This window comes from Chitinophaga solisilvae (genome assembly GCF_009928525.1).
Classification (GTDB): Bacteria; Bacteroidota; Bacteroidia; order Chitinophagales; family Chitinophagaceae; genus Chitinophaga; species Chitinophaga solisilvae.
Window position 1 is genome coordinate 68352 of sequence record NZ_JAABOK010000020.1, and the last position, 21466, is coordinate 89817.

The following is a 21466-nucleotide window of genomic DNA, read 5'->3' on the forward strand; positions in this document are numbered from 1 at the left end:
AGGAATGGATGTCAAAATCTCAAATAAAAAAATAACTAAATAACTAAATAAAAAGGTGCCCCTGTATAAAGGAGGCACCTTTCACATTTACGTATAACCATAACGGTTAAAACCGTTCAGGATTAAATGGTGTAGTAGACATGCTTGTAGGGCCGCCTTTGGCAAGTTCCGCTACCAGCTTGCCGGTACCGGCTCCCAGGCTGATTCCCAGCATGGAGTGCCCGGTAGCAATGATGCAGTTCTGCAGATGTCCTGGCTTACCGATGTATGGCAGACCATCTGCCGAACAGGGTCTGTAGCCATACCATATTTTTTCGGCCGCCGGCATGGGTATATCAAAAGCAGGGAAAAATTCCTTTACCGTTTTAAGAATACCTTTCACCCTTTTGTAGCTGGGTGGTGCGTCCAGTCCCGTAATTTCCATGGTGCCGCCGAAGCGGATTTTGTTGCCATCCATCGGGCTTACTGCTACGCGGCCTTCCGTCAGTATGGCGGGGTGACGCAGGTGATACGGCGAGTCTTCGTAGGTAACCGAATAACCGCGGCCACCGACCATAGGGAGTTTCACCCCTACTTTTGCAGCTACGCCGCGGCTCCAGGAGCCGGTGGCGATAACGGCCATGTCCGTATCGTAAGCCTGCGTGGCTGTCAGCACTTTGGTGATTTTTCCGCCAGTGGTTTCAAAACCGGTCACTTCCGCGTTGCTGATCATCTTCACGTCTTTCGCCTTTAGCCATGCCTGCAGGCTGTGCATCAGCTTATCCGGATACAGCTGCGCATCACAGCGGTAATGGATAGCTCCGCGGATATCTATATCCGTGTCTGGTTCCAGCGCCCTCACTGCTTTTGCATCCAGCAGTGCGGCGTCCAGTCCGAGTTTGACGGCATCCTGCACGGCATGGTAGGCGTGCTCTTCATTAGCACTGGTTTTGAACATCTCCAGCATACCTCTTTTTTCATAGGCAAATGCCAGATCCGGGTGCTGTGCCCACTGCTCGTACCAGTACTGGCTGAGCAGTGCAATATCGCGTAACGGCGTATAGGCGGCCTGTACACGCCGGTTGTTGGCGCTGCGGATAAATTTCCAGCCCCAGTCAATCAGATCTGCGTTTAGCCGTGGCTGTATGTAAAACGGGCTGTCCGGCTGCAACATCCATTTCAGCCCCAGTTTCACAATACCTGGCGTGGCCATCGGTACAAAGTGACTGGGACATACATAGCCTGCGTTGCCGTAGGAGCAGCTATCGCTGAAATCATTACGTTCGAGGATGGTTACATCCCAGCCATCCTGCTGCAGGAACCAGGCAGCGCTCAGGCCAATGATGCCGCCGCCAATAATCATACATTTCATGTACTGCTGTTTTTTGTGAGCGGTCTACAATACCTGGAAACCATAGGCATAGGGATCATCTTCCGGATCTATTGTAATGGTATTGTATCCGTATATTCTGGCCCATCCTTCAATGCTGGGTCTGATCGCAGGTTTGCCGGCTACCATTGTTTCTTCTTCGATACGTCCGGTGAAGGTGGAACCGATAATACTTTCATGAATGAACTCCTGTCCTTTTTTCAGTTTCCCTTTAGCGTACCACTGGGCCATGCGGGCGGAGGTGCCGGTACCGCAGGGAGAGCGGTCAATGGCTTTATCTCCGTAAAACACTGCGTTTCTCGCGGTTGCAGCCTGGCTGATGACAGCGCCTGTCCATAGGATATGAGAGCAGCCGTTGATGGTAGGATTATCCGGATGTACAAAGGTATACTGTGCATTGATACGGTTGCGCAGCTCTCTCGCCATTGATATCAGCTGATCTGCCGGATAATGTTCCAGTCCCCTGAAGTTCTCCTGTACATCTACAATGGCATAGAAGTTACCGCCATAGGAAACGTCTACCCGGATAGGTCCGAGGCCGGGGCATTCCACTTCCAGGTCTGTAGCGGCCAGGAAGGAGGGTACGTTTGTCAGCTTTACTGATTTCACTTTCTTTCCTTCCTGCCGATAGGTGATGTTTACCAGTCCGGCCGGTGCTTCCATGCGGATCACTCCCGGCGTTTGTGGCGCAATCAGTCCTTCTTCCAGCGCAATGGTGATGGTGCCTATTGTACCATGGCCACACATGGGGAGGCACCCGCTGGTTTCGATAAATAATACGGCCACATCGTTCTGCGGATCATGCGGCGGATAGAGAATGCTGCCACTCATCATATCATGGCCTCTGGGTTCAAACATGAGCCCTTTCCGTATCCAGTCGTACGACTGCAGGAAATGCTGACGCTTGCTGCTCATGTCATTGCCCTGTAATACAGGTCCGCCGCCGGCTACCAGCCGTACGGGGTTCCCACAGGTATGGGCATCTATACAGAAAAAAGTTTTACGGTTGTTCATCGTGGATTCATTTTTCAAAACAGGTAAATATAACGGTAAAGTATATACGTTATACAACCGGTGACTTAGTCCATTCGTTATTGACGATACGTAATATACCCAGCGGGTTGCTGTTACGCAGTGCTTCCGGCAGCAGTGCATCTGTGAAGCCCTGAAAGCATGCAGGCCGTACCCAGCGGCGGGCAGCGGTGGTACCGACAGAAGTAAAGCGGGCATCGGTAGTGGCCGGGAACGGGCCGCCGTGCACCATGCTGGCATTCACTTCCACGCCGGTAGGCACGTCGTTCAGGATAATACGTCCTGCCAGTGTGGTCTGCAACGCGAGAATATCTGCATGCGTTTCCAGATCCGCAGGTGTTGCCATCGCCGTAGTGGTCAGCTGGCCTTTCAATGTTGCCAGCACCTGTTTCAGCGCTGTTTTATCTTCACAGATAACAGCCAGGGAGAACGGACCAAATACTTCTTCCTGCAGGTGCGGGTTCTGCAGGAACTGTGCAGCATTTACACGGGCAACTGCCGGTGTAGCTTCCAGTTCCTGCGCCGGCTGTGCGGCTGTTTTCAGCAGTACGGTACCGTCCTGCGACAATACCGTTTCCATTGTACGCACATATGACGCATGAATACCGCTGTGCAGCATCTTCTGCGGAATAGTTTTTTCTATTTCATCGGCCAGCAGGCGGAGAAAGTTATCCGTGGCTTCGCTGCCGATTGCCAGCAGCAAGCCAGGGTTGGTACAGAATTGTCCCATGCCCAGCGTGATGGAGGCAGCATAGCTTTTAGCCAGTGTGGCCGCGTTCTGCGACAGAGTATCCGGGTAGAAAACTACCGGATTGATACTGCTCATTTCTGCAAATACGGGGATAGGGTTTTCTCTGCCGGCAGCATATTCCAGCAAAGCCTTACCTCCCTGCAGGGAGCCGGTGAAACCAACGCCGGTAGTCAGCGGATGGGCCACGAGCGCCTTACCGGTAGCATGTCCCGGAATTTCAACATGCTGCACCGTATGCTCAGGCATACCGCAGGCAGCTATCGCTTTCAGTATAGCAGTAAAAACTTCCCTGGAAGTACCGGAGTGTGCGGAATGCGCTTTCACTACTACGGTGCAGCCGGCTGCCAGCGCGCTGGCTGTGTCTCCGCCGGCAGTGGAGAAGGCGAAAGGAAAATTGCTTGCACCGAAAACCACTACCGGGCCGGCGGGCAGCAGCATTTTGCGGGTATCAGGCTTTGCCGGTACCCTTGCTGCATCAGCCGTATCTATGGCGGCTTCCACCCAGCTGCCTTCCCGGATGTAGGCGGCAAACATTTTCAGCTGGTTATTGGTGCGGTTGATTTCATTATTCAGCCGTGCGGCGGGCAGATTGGTTTCTGCGCCGGCAATCGTCACCAGCTGTTCCCGGCGTGCCTCAATTTCTGCGGCCACCGTTTCCAGGAACTGCGCCCGTACAGCAGCCGGTAACTGGCTGTAGGTACGGAATGCAGCCTGGGACTGTTCCATTATAGTATTGATTTCCTGCATAACTATTTTTTAAACAAGGGCTGCAATAGCCTTATAATCAGGTAATGCCGGGCGTACTGCCAGCTGTTGCTGAATCATGGACAGTACTTCTTCTCTCTCCTGTCCAACGATCGTGAGTCTGGGTGCACGTACCGCCTCGCTGCCCAGTCCTACCTGCGACTCTGCCAGTTTGATGTACTGCACCAGTTTAGGATGAATGTCCAGTTCAAGCAATGGCATAAACCAGCGGTAAATGGCCAATGCTTCTTCATAGCGGCCGGCTTTCACCAGGCGGTAGAGTGCAACGGTTTCTGCAGGGAAGGCACATACAAGTCCGGCTACCAGGCCATGGGCGCCTGCTGCCAGCTCTTCAAAAGTCAGCGTATCCACACCGCACAGGATGCGGAAACGCTCGCCGAAGCGGTTGAGCATACGGGTTACATTGGTTACATCTCTGGTAGATTCCTTCACTGCGCAGATATTATCCACTGCAGTCAGTTCATCGAACATGGCAAGGGTAATTTCTATTTTATAATCCACCGGATTGTTATACAACATGATGGGCAGATCAGTGGAAGCAGCCACTGTCTTAAAATAGGTTACCGTTTCGCGGTGGTCGCTCTTATAGCGCATCGGCGGTAACAGCATCAGCCCCTTTGCACCCCACTGTTTCGCCAGTGCAGCCTGTTTCACCGCTTCGCGGGTAGCCCCTTCAGCGATATTCAGTACTACAGGCACCCTGCCTTCCACTCTTTCCACAGCGAATTTTACCAGGGTTTCCTTCTCTTCTACTGTCAGCACACTGGCTTCTCCCAGTGTACCACCCAGGATGATTCCGGAAACGCCGGCGTCCAGCTGCGCCTGCAGATTCTTTTCAAACAAAGGGATATCGAGCGTGTCTGCTGCGGTAAATTTTGTCGTCAGCGCAGGAAATACGCCTTTCCATTGAATACTCATACGTCGTTCTTTTTTTCAAAAGTAGTATGACTCCCCTTTTTCGTTTGAGTAGGAATTGACGACTTTTGCTCATATTTTAACCAATATAGGGAGATGATTATTATTTATTGATTAAAATTCTGGAAATTAGTATTCGTAATAACGGAGGCATACATGAAAGTTTTACAGTTTACCATACCTGTGGCGCACGACAAAACCATTATCACGCAGAAAGATCAGCTGCCGCATTTTTATCCATATCTGCACCGCCACGAAGAAATACAGCTTACCTGGATTCAGCAGGGTAATGGTACATTGCTGGCCGAAAACAGCATGCACCCATTCCGCTCCGGCGAAATATTCTGGCTGGGAGGTAACCAGCCCCATGTTTTTAAAAGCGACCAGTCTTATTTTGCTGCCAAGAGCAAAAAGAACGTACAGGCGTTAACGTTATTCTTCAACCCTATGGGCAAGCTGGCGCCTATGCTGGATCTGCAGGAGTTCAAAAAGATCAGCGCCTTTATCCAGCAATTCAGTAATGGCTTTAAGGTGGCGGAAGAAGATATGGCAGAAGTATCCAACAGCATACTCCGCATACATCAGTCCAAAGGTGTGGCGCAGATGATCCGGTTCATTGAGCTGCTCGATTTCTTCTCCACCCGGAAAACGCCGCAGCCGCTGATTTCCGGTGCCCGGTTATCTGCCGTCAACGAACAGGAAGGGATCCGTATCGGTTATATTTATGATTACATCATGAAGCATTATGATGCAGACATCATGCTGGAAGATATTGCGCGCGAGGCCCACATGACGCCGGAAGCCTTCTGCCGCTATTTCAAGAAGCATACACGGCTGACGTTCGTGTCTTTCCTCAATGAGGTACGCGTAAACGAGGCATGCAAGAAACTGGCAGACAGGTCCTATGACAGTATTGCTACCGTAGCGTATAACTGCGGATTCAACAGCATTGCCAACTTTAATCGTGTATTCAAGACCGTTACCGGTAAATCACCCCGTAGTTTTCTGAAGGAATATGAGCAGGTAGAATAGCTGTTATCGCTGCTTTCTTTCTGCCTTCTCCTGCATGGAAGCGAGGATGCGTACGCATTCCTCCAGGCGGGCCGTGCGTGTGCTGCCATCTACCGCCAGGTCTTTCTTTGTTACATCCTGGCCTGCCAGAAACGCATCCAGGGCGGAGATATAATTATTTTCCTGTCCGTACAGCACATCATAAATATGCTCGCTGAGCTGATCGCCCTGCTGACGCAGGTCGTTGCTGACAAAATCAGAGACGTTGCGCATCCGTTCCATCACGGCACTCATCCTTACTTTCAGCGTTTCCAGGTTATCGGGATCTTTTTTTCCGGGAGAGATATTATGGCGGAAAAGACTATCAGATAAGGTTTTGCGGGTTTTCATATATACGCCCAGGTCCTGTTTGAAAAACTCGAAACCCTGTTTGAGATCAGCAGCCTTTTCCCGGGTGCAGTACTTGTCGAATCCGTTATCCAGCCGCTTTACCCAGGCCAGTATATCTGATGTAACATCGGTAATGACGGGCTTTTCAGACTGCGCAGATACCTGCAGGGCCGTGCATAACAATAATAAAAAAGCCAACCGGGAGAGAATTTTGCTGATGCTCATTTTTTGCTGATTATGCAATAAAATTAATCAATTTTATCATGTATCAGCTATCTAAAATTTATAGGGGTGTTCCCGCTTCCATTCTGCGCCGAATGACCTGGCGGCATCTTTGATATATTTATAGAATTCGTACTCGTTACGGAAACTCTGTATCATCCAGTAATTGGGGCGATATTCCTTCATGAAAAATTCCAGTGCCGGCGATTCCAGCCCGGTAATTTTACTTACCAGCTCTTTATTAAAGCGGTAGTCTACATATTTATCCTGTTCATCCTGAATCAGAAATTCCCGGAAAGCCTCCATGCGTTTGATCTTCCGCATACTGAACAATGCATCCAGGTTAACTCCGGCGCCCGCACCGAAACCACTGCCGGTAGTCAGGTATTCCGGCGCAAACTCAAATACCTTCCTGTATTCATTACGTCTTTCCAGCGAATCAAAACGGAATGTACGCGGTTTGGCTGCTACCACTACCGTTGGCAACGTCTGTATGTCCACATGAATACTCATATCAAACGCGCGGTGTGACTGTATTTCATTAACCGGAAACCATTGTGTTGACTTTCCCTGGTAAGAGAAGCTGACCGAATCTCCCCTGTGCAGCATAATACTGTAACGCCCCAGCGAATCCGTCACCGTTCCCGCTCCAGTATTCCCCCTCACACTCACACCGGACATCCCGAAGCGCGCAGAGCGGTCATATACCGTTCCATAAATACGCACCTGCGCAGCCGCCACTACACTACATAACAGCAGCACCACCAATATAACTGTATATCTTACCTGAATAGCAATACTCATTTTAACCCAATCTAACACAGGATCAATTAAAAGACAAGAATATGGAAAATATTAACAATTCGTTGCGTTTATGAATAGGTTTTAATTTTCAATTACGAATTACGAATTACGAATTGCGAATGATGAGCGAAGACATAAGCGGATAATAAACTTCTTATCCGCTTATGTCTTCGCTCATCATTCGCAATTCGTAATTCGTAATTTGTAATTGAAAAAAAACGCAGACCCTACTTCCGCCTTGGAGGCCCTGAGAAGCCTTGTCAGTACGTTTTCGGATCTGCGCGTATCTTAAATATCTTTAGTAACAGTTGTTACCGGGGAGCGCAAAAATAAACAATTAACTGAAATTTTCAATTTAAAACCAGATAAACCATTGTGGTTGCCAACGGATCAGGGAGGCGATACCCCAGATGATCAGCGCCATGCCCAACATTCCCCAGGCTTTGCGGCGTTTCCAGCTGTAGCCCAGCAGTACCGGTATTTCCCAGTATTTAATCATCACATAGCAGAGTAAAGCGCCCAGGGCAGTCCAGGCCATCAACGGTATACTGAACCGGGTACCGGCCAGCAACATGGCGCAGCACCATATCACCGTTACCAGCTGCAGCCAGATGTAGTTGCGGCGGCCGCAGCGGGTCACTTCTTCCACAGACAGGTACAGTAGCATGGCAGCCACCAGGATGCCCACGGTGGCCAGCGGTTGCGGGAATACCGCCGCAAAACATATCAGCACCCCCCAGGCCGCCAAAGCGGCGGCTGTGTAAGTGGCCAGCCGGCGGCCCGATGCCCGTATATTCCCTCCGAAAGGCAGTAACAGGCGGCTGAGCAACCCCTGACGCCAGGTTACAGGAGGCATCGCAAACAGCGCTATCAGCAGCGGCACTGCAATTTCATAAGCGTACCACTCATCCTGACAACGGTATATGACCCAGGCCATACACCCCGCAGCTGCGGCGGCGGGCAGGCAGATTTCCCGGAAAGCCGCTGCGGGCGGTACCCGGCCATCGAGGCATTCCATGACAGCGTCCAGGTATTGCTTCACCAGATATCTGCGTGTAGCGATGGCCGTTAGTTGCGCCCATACCACAAATAATCCGCAATGTATGACCACCGTACGCAATGCGGTGTCCTGTATCCATACTCCGGTATATACTGCTGCAAGGCCCAGCAGCAGCAACTCCCAGGTTAACATGCGGGGAGAAAAGAGACGATAAAACAAGGGTGCCAGATGCCTGATCAGCCAGTTGCGGATATTTGTCCAGTAGCGCCCCAGCAGCTGCAGCAGTGCCCAGGCAGCTATCAGTCCGGATAAACCTATCAGCAGCCGCGATGCAGTGAATACGCCTCTCAGCGCCTGCAGCCGGGAAGGCTGCTTCGCCCGGTAGCGTATTTCCGTATTGGCCAGCAGCTCCTGCGCCAGCGTACCGGCGTCTTCCCTGGATACCGGTGGCAGCTCCGCACGGTACTGCTGCCAGAAACTATCGGCAACGGCTACACTGGAATAACGCTGTAAGGTGGCATACTGGTATAATATGGCCTGCTGACGGGAAGTCAATACAGACAAGGTTCTGGCAAGATCTTTTTCAGTGGCGGCTGCAACATGTCTCCAACATAACAGGCATAGCAGGATATGGATAATACGCATAGCTGTCAAAAATACAGATCTTCCGGTAACAACAAAGGGTTCCGGAAATATTCCCGGAACCCTTTTCCTATCGGTAGCAATATTGATTATTTCGTTTTCAGCCACGTATCGGGTACGGGTTGCAGCGGACTTCCGTTCACGCTGTATTCGAGTTTGAGCGTATACCCGCCGCCACCTTCCACAAAATCCACGCGGAAGGGGTGCCATCCTTTTTCCAGGGCAACCTGGCCGCTCTTCTGTAAAGGTGCATGCCAGCCGTCATTATTCACGGTTTCGTGGCCGCCGATATACAGCATACCACCATCATCACAGGTCAGGAAGAAGCTGTAGATACCGGTTTCCGGCGCTTGAATGTATCCCTGCAGCCGCGCACCAAATGCCGCGCCGGCAGGCCCCAGGCCTTCGGGTATCACTATATTGGCTACACGAACAGTAGTATCCGGTGCAGGTTTAATGACGCGGGTGGTTTTAAAGCTGCCCTTGAAATAGTCCAGCTGCAGGCCATTTACAGCCGGTGTTATGCCAGCAGGTTTTGCATAGGACTGTTTGCGGTAATGCAGCGTATAAATATCACCGCGGTTGCCGGCCGGGCTGAAAGCCGCCAGCTTAATGGTTTGCGGCTCACTGATGCGGTAGTCTGCCGGGAGTACCGGAGAAGCAGCCACCGGTATAGTGCCGTCCGTTGTATAGCGGATACTCAGATTGTCCAGGGGTTTGCGTACCCGTAACGTTACCGGCTCTACGAAAACATTATCTTCCGTAAAACCGTCCAGGTCGGGCAGGCGGTAATGAACGCCCAGCTGGTCCAGGCGGGCATAATGTTCGTTCAGGCGTTGCAGGTAGCCACCATAATCCTGGCGGTTGGTCCATAATACCTCCGAGAGGGCAGTCATGCGGGGCATAAACATGTAGTCGGCCCGCTTTTCAGAAGGTATCCATTCTGTCCAGATATTGGCCTGCGCTCCCATGATATGCGCGGCTTCGTCCGCGGTAAGCCCTTTCGGGATGGGATTGAAATGATATACATTGGATAGTGAATTGCGGTCTGGAACACCGTCAAAGTACAGCGGGTTGCCAGGCGTCATAATCACTTTATTACCGTGTCTGGCAGCTTTCACCGGGGCATCAGGCACCCAGGAGCGCCAGTACATCAGCAAAGCGGTTTCGCTGATACCGCCTTCCAGAATTTCATCCCAGCCAATCAGGCGTTTGCCTTTGGAATGGAAGAACTTCTCCATACGTTTTACAAAGTAACTCTGCAGTTCCTCTACGCTTTTCAGGTTGTTTTGCTGCATCACGGTGGCACAGAGCGGAGACTTTGCCCAGCTGGTCTTCTCGACCTCATCGGCGCCCAGGTGTATATATTCGGACGGAAACAGCGCGGCTATTTCTGAAAACACATCTTCTGCAAATTTGTAAGTGGCCTCATTGCAGGGGCATATGGGTGTGGAGAAATCCTTTCCCCAGCCGCTTTCACCGCTGCAGGACAGATAAGGATAAGCGCGGATCGCCGCCATCATATGCCCTGGCATATCTATCTCCGGAATAATTTCCACATGTCTGGCTGCAGCAAACGCAATCAGGTCGCGCATCTGCGCCTGGGTATAGAAGCCTCCGTACAGGGTCTTCCCGTTTTTATGAATGATGTGCGCCGTATCAATTGCCATATCAGGATTATTTTTTGCCTGCTGCATGCAGACAGAATCCTGGTTATTAAACGTACGCCATGCTCCCTGTTGGGTAAGCAGCGGATATTTTTTGATTTCAATACGCCAGCCCTGGTCATCAGTCAGATGCAGGTGCAATTTATTCATCTTGTAGAGGGCCAGCAGGTCAATAAATTTCTTCAGATAGTCTATGGAGAAGAAGTGCCGGGAAACATCCAGGTGCATACCCCGCCAGGCGTACGCCGGCTGATCTTTCAGATCCATCGCCGGAATATTGACCGCCGTAACATGCCCGCCTGCGCTGCCTTCTGTAAAAGGCGGCATCAGCTGACGCAGTGTCTCCACCGCGCGGAAAAAGCCTGCCGCACCTTTGGCGCTGATGACCAGCTGCTGCGGATTTACCTGCATGGTATAAGCCTCCTCTCCTGCCAGTGCATCATTCAGACGCAGGATGATCACATTGGCAGCGGGCGCTTTGGCCGCTACTTTCAGGCTATAGCCCAGCCCCTGCCGGATCAGTGATTGCAGTTGTGCGGTTTCGTTGCTGTAACGTCCTGCGTGGGCGGGAAGTACCAGCCTGGTATCTTTTGTGATCACAAATTCGCCTGTACCGGGTACCAGCTGCTGCGGGTACGGGATTACAGGGAAACGCTGCTCCTGTGCATGCAGCCGCGTGCCAAGCGCCAATAGCAGCGCCATCGTCCATAGTTTCCTCATAAAATTCTCGTTATAGCATGATTTCCAACAGGCAAATCTAACGGGAAAAGCAGGCGTAACCTAATGCGATATTGTCTTTTTATGGGGGTATATTAATAACCCGTAATCTTCAGTAGCTCAAAAAATTCCTGCTCCGGTACTTCGCGGACTTCTCCCGGCTGCAGGTTTCCGAGGGTCATATCTTCGATGGAAACACGTATCAGCCGCTGACACCGGTGTTTTACGGCGCCTACCATTTTGCGTACCTGGTGATATTTTCCTTCTGTCAGGGTGATGAGCAGCCAGGTATGCGGAGCGTTGGCGGGGAGCTCAAAGCTGCGTTCAGCAATAGTAACGGGCTTCTGTGTTATTTCAATATGACAGGGAGTGGTGACGTATTCTTCTCCGCCGTCTATACGAATGGGCACACCGTGACGCAACCGCTGCAGGGTTTCTCCGCTCATCGCCCCTTTTACTTTTACCAGGTAGGTACGCCGGTGCGGCACCTCGCTTTGGAAAAGCAGCCGGGTTACTTTTTTGTTGGTGGTCAGCAGCAGCAATCCTTCAGAATGGTTATCCAGCCGGCCTACCGCATGGGTGCCTTCCGGAAACGGATAATCCAGGTCGCACAGCAGGTTCACCTTATCGGGGCTGACAAACTGCGAAACCATATCAAATGGTTTATAGATAACGAAATAACGATGCGCCTCCATGCTAATCAATAGAAATTTCAAAAAGGCTGAGCTGAGCGGCAGAATAGTGCGCCGGCAGCTGAGCGGTGTCTCCCGGCGTCACCAGCCCCAGGAAAGTAAAACCACATTTTACATAGTAGCTGATCAGCTCCTGGTTATCTCCCCAGGTATCCATCCGGATAAATTTCAAGCCCTGTTCACGGCCGTATTCCTTTGCCCATTTTACAATTTCCCTTACATAACTGCCTCCTCTGAAAGCCGGGTTGGTAACAATCCTGTGAAGGTAAACGGCAGGATCGTTGTTTTTTTCTCCCCAGATAAACGGGTCGCTGAAAGCCGTTACAAATACACAGGCAATTTTACCATCCTGTACAATCTTCCACTGATGACCGGCAGCAATTTCCCTGGCAACCAGGTCCCGGTCAAAAGCCTTCCAGTGCTTGTGAAATCTTGTTTTCTGAAATGCAATGGCTTCATCATAAAGACGGAATATTTCGTCCATGTCTGCCGCCGTACTGGTGGTAAATTCCATAATATTAATTTTTGCAGGATGGTATCCGGGGCGGCAAGGTTAGTGAAAAGCAGAGATATAAACAAATGCGTCTGGTGACAATTGTGCTGCGCAGCTTGTTAAACGAATGGAAAGATATCACCAGAAACGCCACCACGGCTTCTCCGGAGTATTCATGGTAATAACGGCATCATTCCCGGAAGCAATACCGGCGAATACAGGATGACCTACTTCCTGAAAAGAAACACCATTCAGTGCGGGAATAAATTTCTGCGCGAAGATATATCTGTCTGCATCCTTCCTGTCATATCCGACCAGGATAACTGCATCGATGGCATGTTCCCCCCTTTCATCTGTAAAGAAACCATCTTTGGCATAGATGGCGTAATCGGGCTGCATCTCCCGGATACACTGATCAAACATTTTATTTCCTTCTTCCGGCAGAGAACCGGAAAAAGTTTTCATGATCTGTTTTTCACCGGTAATCAGCAAGGCCACCGGCGACATTGGATGAACCTTATCCTTCTTCAGGCCCATCGCATGCTTCAGCATGAAAATCATGTGCTCCATCAGTTCGTTCGATGCGTCCTGGAGTCCTTTCATTGTATAGCGGAATTTTTGCCTGTCAATACCGGGAGCCGGTGTACACCAAACATACTGAATATAACCGACAAAATGCAGCATGAGCTGCCGCCATTTCGGGCAGCAGCTCATGGCTGTATCATTATGACAATTGCTGTAATATGGTAGGATCCTGAATCTCATGATCGCGGGCCAGCATCAGTACTTTAGAGATCAGTTCTGCTGATTTTGGATCATCGTCTGCAAAAGGCAGAAATATTCTGCCCCTGTGCTGCGAATGCACCGGTAAAACGGACAGGTATTTCCCCGGGAGCTGGTGTACCACTGCACTCCCCAGATGTACGCTGTATTCGCCGTATTTCCCGTTTATCAGGGCATGTGTGCCTTCCACCCTTACGTTCTTCAGCCTGAAGAGGCGGCAGGTTTCTTCCAGCAGCACCTGTCTCATTTCCACAGAAGAATGACTGGCTTCCGGATCAACGCCGCCAACATGCGCTACACTTACCACCAGGTCAAGATCCCGCATCACCTCGCTGAAGATCAACGGGGAGATACTGCTAAAGGCTACCTGTTTATAGTTCTTCAGATCATGGAAGATGATGGTTTCGAGGGTCGGGCTTTCGATTTCACCCGGAGAGAACCAGTTGGCCTGTGCATAGATTTTGGCGACAAAGCCGTCTCTGTGAAACACCTTCTGCAGTCCTTCTTCATAATCCACCTTCCAGCCGCGGCCCCTGAGCAGCGCTACCGTCTGTGCCGGCTGTACCTGGTGACCGGCATACCTGCGGGAAACGGATTTTTCTTTCAGCTCCTCTGCCAGCGGTACATACAGTTCACGGAATACCTGCCGGAAAGGCTGCTGTATTTTCTTTTCAAAGCAATAACGCTGATAGGCGCTCCAGGATTGATTGCGATGCAGGTCGCTGCAATGGGCAATACGGAAAGTATCCTGCGGCGAGGCTGGCGTCAGGTTACCATTTGCATCGCAGAGACTTTCTGCACTATAAAAGCCATGTCCTTTCTCCGTGATAAACACCAGGTGCTGCAGGTGTTTTGCTATGACCGGGTGAGAAAACAGGGTGGTCATTTCAGCGAAAGAAAATACATCTCCCCGCACCATAGCGTCTTCCAGGGCTTTACGCGAACGGCGGAACTGTTCACGCAATGTTTTCCGGTATTCCGCCAGCTCCAGCACTTTTTTATCGTTCTTATATTTAGGCGGAATAGATTTCAGTTGCTTATCTCCTTTAAAAGCCACTACATCTGCCTGTCCTTCTTCATCAATAATCAGCCCGATAATGGTATCATCAAACTGCACCTGTGTTTCTTTCGACAGGATAGACTGCACCTGCCGGGTTTCCATAGCCCAGGTAAGGCGGACAGGATCCGCATAGCCAGCATTCCTGGCCAGGTTTTCCATGGCGATACGCAGCGCCAGTGACTCGCTCGACTGCTTCTGCGCGCCAAACTGTTTACTTTCCTTTTTAAACTGCTGCAGGTATTCGTACCTTGACAGCACATCCTTGTCTGCGTTAGCTTTACTTAACGGAATCAGGCCATACAGGCGCAGGTAGTCCTGGTCCCGCTTCTCCTTTACTTTCTGGGTGACTTCCTTTATCTTCAGGATGCCCGTCATAACGTCCGCGTATAAACGTGCGCGCCGGTGTGCGTTGCCATCACTGATATATTTGGCCGCGTCGTAAACAATCTGCCAGCGGGCTTTTCCCAGCTCCTTCATGGCTGTGTTGAACCATTCCTTGTCTACCGCACCATCCTTGAAATCCTGCAGATCAACGGCAGAATAACGTGCGATCTCACTTTCTGCTTCTGCATTCTGCTCTGTACCGGAAGATTTTGTATGTGCGTGCATCCACCAGATAGCTGCGTCCAGCCCCTTCCAGCCGAGGTACTGGCTGATGAATGGCTGCCATTGCGGTGCATACACCGCCGCTTCAATCAACTGCGGTTCTGTCATCCTGATTTTTTTTACGGCAGCATTGAACTGCTCCTGCGTATCGTCAGGCAGCGGGAAACATCGTTTCAGCAAGGTGCTCAGCAGCTGCTGTTTACTGAAAGCGGTATCGCTGTAGCTGTAAATATAACCGCGATGCAATGTTGTCTTGCCCAACCCTGCCCATATTTCCCCGAAGCGGCTGATACCGTAAACGGTCTGCAGTACCTGCACAAAATGTGTGACAGCAGTAGCAGAGTCTCCGCGTTTCAGTTCTATATCCAGGAAGTGTTCTCTGACGCGGCTGAACATCAGCTCCAGGAAAGGGAAAGCAGTGAAGTAGTCGAACTGGTCTTTCTTTCTTTTGATGCTGCCAGACAAGGTGCGCATATTTTCGATGCTGATAAGGCAGCGATACATCTCTCCTTCTCCGATCAGGCCAGCCTGGAATGCCTTGCAGCAAAGCAGCAGCGGAGGGTTATACAGGTGGGCATATTGTGGCAGCCCGCTGAACTGCCGCCAGTGGTACAGATTCCAGGCCAGTGCCAGCGCATCTCCTTCCAGCTCCTGTATTACCAGCAGGTGAAGGAAAGTATTGTGCCAGCTAAGGGCCTGCCAGCCTATTTCATTATTATAATACGTTCCCCCTTTACCGTTATAGCCCAGTACCTCCGGCGGAAGTGCCTGGTATACGCGGGTGCAGGCGCCCAGCAGAAATTCATTGCGCCTGTCAAATGTATGCACAGGCACCAGCGCCTGAATAATTTTCAATAACGGGTTATACCATTTGTTTGGGTATTTTGCCATTACCTCCTTCGGTATCACCTCCTGCATCACCGGCAGGTAATCTGTTGCCAGTGCGGTAAAGCGTTCGTCTGATCTTTCCGACTTATCTTTCAGCAGTGTGTTCAGTATAAACAGATCACGCGGTGTTAATCCTGATTCCTGGTACCATTTCTCCCAGACCTCCGGCAGCGGGTAGTTCGCATATTCTTCCAGTACGGATGCAAATTTATAGCCATAGGCTTTTTTGTTGCGGAAGCTACTGCCCAGCAGGATGGCTTCCTTGCTGTTGTTGTAATTTTCTACTTCATACTCATATGAGCAATTTTCTTCGAACAGACGATACAGTGCCATCAGCGCTTCCTGTATCTCCGGCAGTGACCGGGAGCAGCCATATGGCCCTGCAGCCAGGCATGTTCCGTAATAATCGCCTTCCTGCACAGCAGGTAATACTGCCTGCGGCACAGCAGCCGGATCATAGCATCCGTAGCCGTTTTCGGCGGTATATGTCTGCAACTGGCTGTTTTCTCCTACCAGCTGTGATAATAAAATTTCTTCTTTCTGAGAGATATTTTTTCTTTCTGAAAAAGTAGTGATAAATGTTTGCAGCGTGGCGGTGAGGCGGTTGGCTTTGCGGAGCCGCAATGCGATGTCCAGTCCGGCCAGGCGCTGTTCCGTATCGCCATTCAGCAGTTTTTCCGTGGCAGACAACACCACTTCATCCTGTTGTTTTAATATGAGGTCAATGCTTTTACTTCTGACACCGGCGCCTTTCCGTTTCAGCATATCTGTAAAAATATCCAGTTCTCCGATGGTGAACTGTTCTTTGCCCAGAGCATTGAAGGCGGTGTTCACCACATATTCTCCGCGGTCTTTCAACAGGCGTAAGGCGAAATTACGTTGAAAAGCGCTGAGTGGTTCCGGTGCAGATTGCTGTTGCCAGCTGTAGGGAGAGTAACCGGGCAGCAGCTGCCGTGCAAGCTGTTCGCGCAGCGGCAGGCTCATCTCATCAAAGTATCCCAGCAGGATATCCAGCCGGTCCTGCTGATCCAGGATCAGCTGCATCATGGCGCTGAGTGCGTGATTGCGGTCGAAGGTGACATGCATCCAGGAGAAGACTACGCCTTCAAACACTTTTTCCTTTTCGGGAGCGCGTTGCACCAGGGTGTGCAGTGTCGGGAACAGTTCCGGAAACCATTGGTTATGCTGTGCAGCAGCAGATGTCAGCTGCCTGTTTACAATGCCCAGGGCCAGTGCATTTACAGCCAGGTCTTCATCATGGAGGGCGTTAACCGCCAGAGGCATATCAACATTGTAGTATTGTGTTTCAGCCGCGAATTTCAGCGCCAGGCAGCGTTTCTCCGCATTGCCCTTCTGCTGCAGTTCCAGCAGCAGCGGGCGTGTTGCCGCCACATCATACACCCCCTGCGCCCAGAGAGCCATGTATACTTCTGCATTATGCTTACTGCTGACAGCCGCCTGAATTTTTTCCGGTGCTTCCAGGTATTCAGCCGCTTTTTCCAGCAGCTGGCGGATAGTATTTTCCTTCTCTGCTTCCCAGCCCAGGCCGGCCCATACATCTACGGCGCGTATCACAGAAGAAAACCGGGTCAGCTTATGTTCCAGTATTACGCGGATCATGTATTTCAGCGCACCGGTGGATGTTTCGTCGAGCGACTCCAGGATAGTCTGCCGCAGTCCTTCCTGGCGCTGTGCTGCCAGCAGCAGCTTTTCCACCAGCTGCCATGCGGCAGGTTTTTCACTGGTGAGCAACGCCTTGATAAGGTTACGGGTAACTTTACCTTCCGGGTCTTTATTAAAGATGATATTCTCCGCTGCGGTAAATACTTCTTCATTATCCATATCGATGGCGGCAGCCCATACCGGATACAGGCCATCGCTCTGAAAGGAGTGATGATAACGGAGCTGTTCCGTAAACGTCAGATCGTACTGTGTTATCTTCTTATCCGGATAGTAACGGCTGACGAAGGATTGCAGTATAGCTATCCGCAGGAAGTTCAGCTGATTTACAAAGTAAACTTCCGGATCATGCGGTGCGCAGAAGGAGCGGCGCATATAGCCGTGCAGGTACATCCGGTAACGTACTTTTTCCCAGGCATACTTTACATAAGGCATAACAGTTTCTCCAAAAATGAATATCAGCAGCCGATGATACTCCGGCTCGTCCCACGATTTTCCACCGAGCAGCGTTTCAAGACGGGTATAACGCTCATCCTTATACGAAATGGCAGCCATAAACCGGTGTTCATTTCCCGGCTGCTGCTGCAGTGCGTCCAGCAACAGCAGCACAATTTCAGCAGTAGCGGCAGTCAGCTGGTCATGAGCGCTCCCTCCTTTAAAAACAGCCATCATCGTAGCGGTCATCTGCTCAACATACTGCGGTTTTTCCCTGCTTTGCAGGAACTCATTTACATCCATGGTCAAAATGTATTAATATGGGGTTAAGAAAAAATGCAACTATTTGAGATTTGGTTATTTAAGATTTGGTTATTTGATTATTTGATTTACGGATTTTGGAATTTTTTGATTTTGAGATTTATAATGCAGCGAAGATTTTCGCGGATTTATCCGCTGCATTATAAATCTCAAAATCAAAAAATTCCAAAATCCGTAAATCAAATAATCAAATCTCAAATAACCAAATCCTACCAGTGGCTTCCGGCAAGAAAGGTTAGCCTTATAAAGGTGATGACAGTCTGAGGTGTCAGTTTAAAAGTGGCATCCAGGTGCTGTAACTCTTCTTCGTCGGCAAACACGGCAAACAAGCCGTCTTCATAGGCCTGCAGGGCTGTTTCCTGCGCTTTCAGCAGGTTAGCCTTGTTTTCGTTGTATATAGTACCGAAACCTACTTTTCCCTGGTCTGCCTGACCGGTTATCTGCTGGTCGGACAGGAACGGGAGCAGTTGTTTTTCTGCTGGTTTATCGTTGTAAGCTGTTACCTGTTGTTTGACAACTGCGGTTAATAATGCACGGAGTGAAGGGTTGCCGGGCAGATCATCAATGGCTATCGTCTGTTTCTCTATCAGGGCATGTTTCCTCCCTGCTTGTCTGGCATTTATGATCAGGTTCATTCAATAATCTTTGCTGGTACAAACAGAATATTCAGCTACGAATATACTATAAAATACGCATTTTTGCTGCAATAATACTACAGTTTCCGGCGTATGGAAAAATATTTACCGGCCGCCAGAACCCTTTACAGCAAAGGGGTTAAAGATGGGATACACCACCATCCAAACCAATGCCGGCAGCAGGTGAACGGGTGCCATCATAGCAGGGAATAATTCGGGAGAAGTAAAGTGCAGCGGCAGATCTGCCAGCAAGGGCACAGCGATACTGCAGCAGGAAAGGAATAATAGCGGCAGCAGGAAGAGTGCTTCCCTCCTGCCCTTCAGCCGGCGGCCAATAAAATAGCGGGCAAGCGCTATCAGCATGCCTGCAATGATACAGGCGCTGATTAAGCTTTGCGGAGAGGAGATACTGCCAAAGTCAACATGCAGGGCAGACTGGTAAAAGTGGGTATAACCGGCGCCCAGCGCACCGGACACCATACCTGTAACGAGGCCGCACCAGAAGAATCTGCTGATCATCGTTATCTGGAAGTTACCGGAACGGTAACAGCTAGGCTGGTAAAATCTGATTCATCACCGCGGGCGGTAGTAATACCGTAATCAGCGCGGTTTACTTTAAAATTCCCTGTAAATACGCCATTAGCGCCATTCCGGGAGAAGGTAAAAGGAATAGTAAACGGTTTGGAAATACCATGCATTTCCAGGATCCCCTTCACTTCATAACCACCGGCTGTTTTTACCACAGACGAAGATACAAAGTGAATCACGGGGTACTTTTCCGCATCGAACCATTTGTCGCTGCGCGCATGGCGGTTTTTAAGGCCATTACCGGTATTGATGGAAGCCACGTCAATGGTCACATCAAACTTTGCCGCTGCAGGGTTCTGCTCATCAAAAATGATGGTGCCCTTCATCGTTTTAAAGGTTCCATCCGCATATTTGCCGGTGAACTTAATGGAATAATTATTATCAATCTGCCACTGCTGCACCGAAAACCAGGTGAACGCAGCTAACAGCAAAACCAGCGCGGTGGCCGCAGGATAAATCATCTTTCTCATAATAAATTCTTTTAAAACCGGATAGCATTCAGGAATAATACTGCCAGAAAATTAATAAATCTTTCAGGGACATCAAAAACAATTATCCTGCAGGCATCCTTCAAAGCCGCAGGCAGCACAATTATCAGGTTAATTTCTTAACTTAATATCAAACCAAAACCATGAAACATGGGAAAATTTGTTATCACCAAAAAGCCAAACGGAAATTTCTTCTTCAAACTAAAAGCCGATAACGGTCAGACTATCCTTGCCAGCGAAGGATACTCCGTCAGAATCAACTGCGACAATGGAATCGCTTCCGTTAAAGCCAACTCCATCCACAAGGAACGATACGATAAACTCACTGCACAAAACGGACAGTTCTATTTCAATCTCAAAGGCTCCAACGGCAAGGTAATTGGTACCAGTGAAATGTACGAAACAGAAGCCGCCCGTGATAACGGCATCGCATCCGTTAGAGCCAATGCACCGGAAGCGCCGGTGGACGATCAGTCCAGATACTGGGTGGAATAATTTACGGATTTGGGAATTTTTTGATTTTGAGATTTACAATGCAGCGGATAAATCCGCGAAAGTCTTCGCTGCATTATAAATCTCAAAATTCCAAAATCCCTAAATCTAAAAAAATTTCTCTACCGTTATTCCGTAGTTGAGTAAAAGATTCTCCCTGTCTGTGCGGTTTAACTTATTGTAGGTCATGGCTGCTGTTAAGCTAAGCCAGGAGCGTAGTTTTACCGACAGGCTGTTATTACATTTCAGAATATAGTCGTCTCCGTGAGAGAGGGAATTCTGCAGGAAGTTGGAGCCTTCCAGCACAATTATTTTCATTACCGTCCATTTGTAGTAAAGGCGGAATGAATTTCTGAAGGTATGGTAAATATCGGGGATGGTGTCTTTCAGAAAGAGGTCGGAGTTCTCGAACAGTATGCCTTCGCTGAGATTCAGTGTGGCATTGGGGCGGTGTATAACGTCCATGGCTATACCAACGCCTGCCTGAAAGCGGTTGTTGATTTTCAGGGAAAAACTTTTGTCGTAGCTGGCCAGGCCCCAGTAATACCAGACACTGTCCACATTATAGTTAAAATCCACTGCTGCAGAAACATCGTTGTTCGTCTGCCTGGTATCCTGTTTGCCATATACATAGCTGGCGCCTGTATTCAGGGATATACGCCGTTTGCTGATCTTAAAGCCCATGGCATTATTCAGCAGGTAGGAATTGCCGGTGTTGGTCCGGTTGATGGAACCGGTAGATGCGTACTTTATAAAGTAATGAACAGAATCAGAAAATTGGGCGAAGCCTGCCATGCTACTCATCAATATTATCAATAATAGTAATATTCTCCTCATAATCAGTTATTTGTCTGAAAAAACATGCCGCACAATTAACGTGCCTGAACATAAAATCGGGAGCGCAACTGACAGCAGCATGGTGCAGAGACATCATCAGAAATTTTACCGGGCTGAAGATGAAAAGCAGTGCGGAGAAGAGCCTTGTCCGGCTGCCGTCATCTTATCATCTTTAAAATAAAT

The 21466-nt window shown here is 49.8% G+C and carries 18 protein-coding genes; 2 read left to right on the forward strand and 16 right to left on the reverse strand.

Annotation, left to right across the window (positions count from 1 at the left end; genetic code table 11):
* Window positions 1-106 precede the first annotated feature (106 nt).
* The 4 genes from GWG06_RS27515 to GWG06_RS27530 are packed head-to-tail and all read right to left on the reverse strand — an operon-like array spanning window position 107 to window position 4835.
* Complete coding sequence (locus tag GWG06_RS27515; protein ID WP_160717596.1) at window positions 107-1351, reverse strand: NAD(P)/FAD-dependent oxidoreductase; 1245 nt, start codon at window positions 1349-1351, stop codon at window positions 107-109.
* 24 nt (window positions 1352-1375) lie between these two features.
* Window positions 1376-2383, reverse strand: a complete 1008-nt coding sequence (locus tag GWG06_RS27520) for a 4-hydroxyproline epimerase (protein WP_160717598.1) — start codon at window positions 2381-2383, stop codon at window positions 1376-1378.
* Between the two features lie 49 nt (window positions 2384-2432).
* Complete coding sequence (locus tag GWG06_RS27525) at window positions 2433-3899, reverse strand: aldehyde dehydrogenase (NADP(+)) (RefSeq protein ID WP_160717600.1); 1467 nt, start codon at window positions 3897-3899, stop codon at window positions 2433-2435.
* 9 nt (window positions 3900-3908) lie between these two features.
* The gene (locus GWG06_RS27530; protein WP_173962702.1) at window positions 3909-4835 is read right to left on the reverse strand and encodes a dihydrodipicolinate synthase family protein; all 927 of its coding nucleotides are present in this window, start codon (window positions 4833-4835) and stop codon (window positions 3909-3911) included.
* A gap of 153 nt (window positions 4836-4988) precedes the next feature.
* Between GWG06_RS27530 and GWG06_RS27535 the strand changes: the two genes are divergently transcribed.
* Window positions 4989-5864, forward strand: coding sequence for an AraC family transcriptional regulator (locus GWG06_RS27535; RefSeq protein ID WP_127035859.1), 876 nt, complete (start codon window positions 4989-4991; stop codon window positions 5862-5864).
* A 3-nt stretch (window positions 5865-5867) separates the two neighbouring features.
* Here the strand turns inward: GWG06_RS27535 and GWG06_RS27540 are convergent, their stop codons facing one another.
* From GWG06_RS27540 to GWG06_RS27590, 11 genes are all read right to left on the reverse strand, one after another.
* Window positions 5868-6458, reverse strand: a complete 591-nt coding sequence (locus tag GWG06_RS27540) for a hypothetical protein (protein ID WP_160717602.1) — start codon at window positions 6456-6458, stop codon at window positions 5868-5870.
* A gap of 51 nt (window positions 6459-6509) precedes the next feature.
* Complete coding sequence (locus GWG06_RS27545; RefSeq protein WP_127035863.1) at window positions 6510-7259, reverse strand: peptidase associated/transthyretin-like domain-containing protein; 750 nt, start codon at window positions 7257-7259, stop codon at window positions 6510-6512.
* A 355-nt stretch (window positions 7260-7614) separates the two neighbouring features.
* Window positions 7615-8904 (reverse strand): hypothetical protein, encoded by a 1290-nt coding sequence (locus tag GWG06_RS27550; RefSeq protein ID WP_160717604.1) that lies wholly within the window; start codon window positions 8902-8904, stop codon window positions 7615-7617.
* 86 nt (window positions 8905-8990) lie between these two features.
* Complete coding sequence (locus GWG06_RS27555; protein WP_160717606.1) at window positions 8991-11288, reverse strand: family 20 glycosylhydrolase; 2298 nt, start codon at window positions 11286-11288, stop codon at window positions 8991-8993.
* A gap of 92 nt (window positions 11289-11380) precedes the next feature.
* On the reverse strand, window positions 11381-11980 hold the full coding sequence (locus tag GWG06_RS27560) for a pseudouridine synthase (protein WP_127035869.1): 600 nt from the start codon (window positions 11978-11980) through the stop codon (window positions 11381-11383).
* 1 nt (window position 11981) lies between these two features.
* Window positions 11982-12491, reverse strand: coding sequence for a GNAT family N-acetyltransferase (locus tag GWG06_RS27565; protein WP_160717608.1), 510 nt, complete (start codon window positions 12489-12491; stop codon window positions 11982-11984).
* A gap of 117 nt (window positions 12492-12608) precedes the next feature.
* A complete protein-coding gene (locus GWG06_RS27570) occupies window positions 12609-13184 on the reverse strand; it encodes a hypothetical protein (RefSeq protein WP_160717610.1) in 576 nt (191 codons plus the stop codon).
* 10 nt (window positions 13185-13194) lie between these two features.
* Window positions 13195-18225: a DUF4132 domain-containing protein gene (locus GWG06_RS27575; RefSeq protein ID WP_160717612.1), complete on the reverse strand. Its 5031-nt coding sequence runs from the start codon at window positions 18223-18225 to the stop codon at window positions 13195-13197.
* A 227-nt stretch (window positions 18226-18452) separates the two neighbouring features.
* Complete coding sequence (locus tag GWG06_RS27580) at window positions 18453-18878, reverse strand: hypothetical protein (protein WP_160717614.1); 426 nt, start codon at window positions 18876-18878, stop codon at window positions 18453-18455.
* A gap of 105 nt (window positions 18879-18983) precedes the next feature.
* Window positions 18984-19397 (reverse strand): hypothetical protein, encoded by a 414-nt coding sequence (locus tag GWG06_RS27585; RefSeq protein WP_160717616.1) that lies wholly within the window; start codon window positions 19395-19397, stop codon window positions 18984-18986.
* 2 nt (window positions 19398-19399) lie between these two features.
* Window positions 19400-19936, reverse strand: a complete 537-nt coding sequence (locus GWG06_RS27590; protein ID WP_160717617.1) for a YceI family protein — start codon at window positions 19934-19936, stop codon at window positions 19400-19402.
* A gap of 168 nt (window positions 19937-20104) precedes the next feature.
* Here GWG06_RS27590 and GWG06_RS27595 point away from each other — a divergent pair, with 168 nt between their 5' ends.
* Entirely contained in the window at window positions 20105-20449 is a 345-nt protein-coding gene (locus tag GWG06_RS27595) for a YegP family protein (RefSeq protein ID WP_127043019.1), read from the forward strand.
* A gap of 105 nt (window positions 20450-20554) precedes the next feature.
* Here the strand turns inward: GWG06_RS27595 and GWG06_RS27600 are convergent, their stop codons facing one another.
* Complete coding sequence (locus GWG06_RS27600; protein ID WP_235938567.1) at window positions 20555-21241, reverse strand: DUF481 domain-containing protein; 687 nt, start codon at window positions 21239-21241, stop codon at window positions 20555-20557.
* Between the last annotated feature and the right edge of the window lie 225 nt (window positions 21242-21466).

Bases quoted from the DNA above. Each gene is read 5' to 3' on its own strand.
- GWG06_RS27550 (WP_160717604.1), bottom strand. From the start codon at position 8,904: ATGCGTATTATCCATATCCTGCTATGCCTGTTATGTTGGAGACATGTT.
- GWG06_RS27600 (WP_235938567.1), bottom strand. From the start codon at position 21,241: ATGGCAGGCTTCGCCCAATTTTCTGATTCTGTTCATTACTTTATAAAG.
- GWG06_RS27590 (WP_160717617.1), bottom strand. From the start codon at position 19,936: ATGAGAAAGATGATTTATCCTGCGGCCACCGCGCTGGTTTTGCTGTTA.
- GWG06_RS27535 (WP_127035859.1), top strand. From the start codon at position 4,989: ATGAAAGTTTTACAGTTTACCATACCTGTGGCGCACGACAAAACCATT.
- GWG06_RS27520 (WP_160717598.1), bottom strand. From the start codon at position 2,383: ATGAACAACCGTAAAACTTTTTTCTGTATAGATGCCCATACCTGTGGG.
- GWG06_RS27525 (WP_160717600.1), bottom strand. From the start codon at position 3,899: ATGCAGGAAATCAATACTATAATGGAACAGTCCCAGGCTGCATTCCGT.
- GWG06_RS27545 (WP_127035863.1), bottom strand. From the start codon at position 7,259: ATGAGTATTGCTATTCAGGTAAGATATACAGTTATATTGGTGGTGCTG.
- GWG06_RS27575 (WP_160717612.1), bottom strand. From the start codon at position 18,225: ATGGATGTAAATGAGTTCCTGCAAAGCAGGGAAAAACCGCAGTATGTT.
- GWG06_RS27530 (WP_173962702.1), bottom strand. From the start codon at position 4,835: ATGAGTATTCAATGGAAAGGCGTATTTCCTGCGCTGACGACAAAATTT.
- GWG06_RS27515 (WP_160717596.1), bottom strand. From the start codon at position 1,351: ATGAAATGTATGATTATTGGCGGCGGCATCATTGGCCTGAGCGCTGCC.
- GWG06_RS27570 (WP_160717610.1), bottom strand. From the start codon at position 13,184: ATGAGCTGCTGCCCGAAATGGCGGCAGCTCATGCTGCATTTTGTCGGT.
- GWG06_RS27595 (WP_127043019.1), top strand. From the start codon at position 20,105: ATGGGAAAATTTGTTATCACCAAAAAGCCAAACGGAAATTTCTTCTTC.
- GWG06_RS27585 (WP_160717616.1), bottom strand. From the start codon at position 19,397: ATGATCAGCAGATTCTTCTGGTGCGGCCTCGTTACAGGTATGGTGTCC.
- GWG06_RS27560 (WP_127035869.1), bottom strand. From the start codon at position 11,980: ATGGAGGCGCATCGTTATTTCGTTATCTATAAACCATTTGATATGGTT.
- GWG06_RS27565 (WP_160717608.1), bottom strand. From the start codon at position 12,491: ATGGAATTTACCACCAGTACGGCGGCAGACATGGACGAAATATTCCGT.
- GWG06_RS27540 (WP_160717602.1), bottom strand. From the start codon at position 6,458: ATGAGCATCAGCAAAATTCTCTCCCGGTTGGCTTTTTTATTATTGTTA.
- GWG06_RS27580 (WP_160717614.1), bottom strand. From the start codon at position 18,878: ATGAACCTGATCATAAATGCCAGACAAGCAGGGAGGAAACATGCCCTG.
- GWG06_RS27555 (WP_160717606.1), bottom strand. From the start codon at position 11,288: ATGAGGAAACTATGGACGATGGCGCTGCTATTGGCGCTTGGCACGCGG.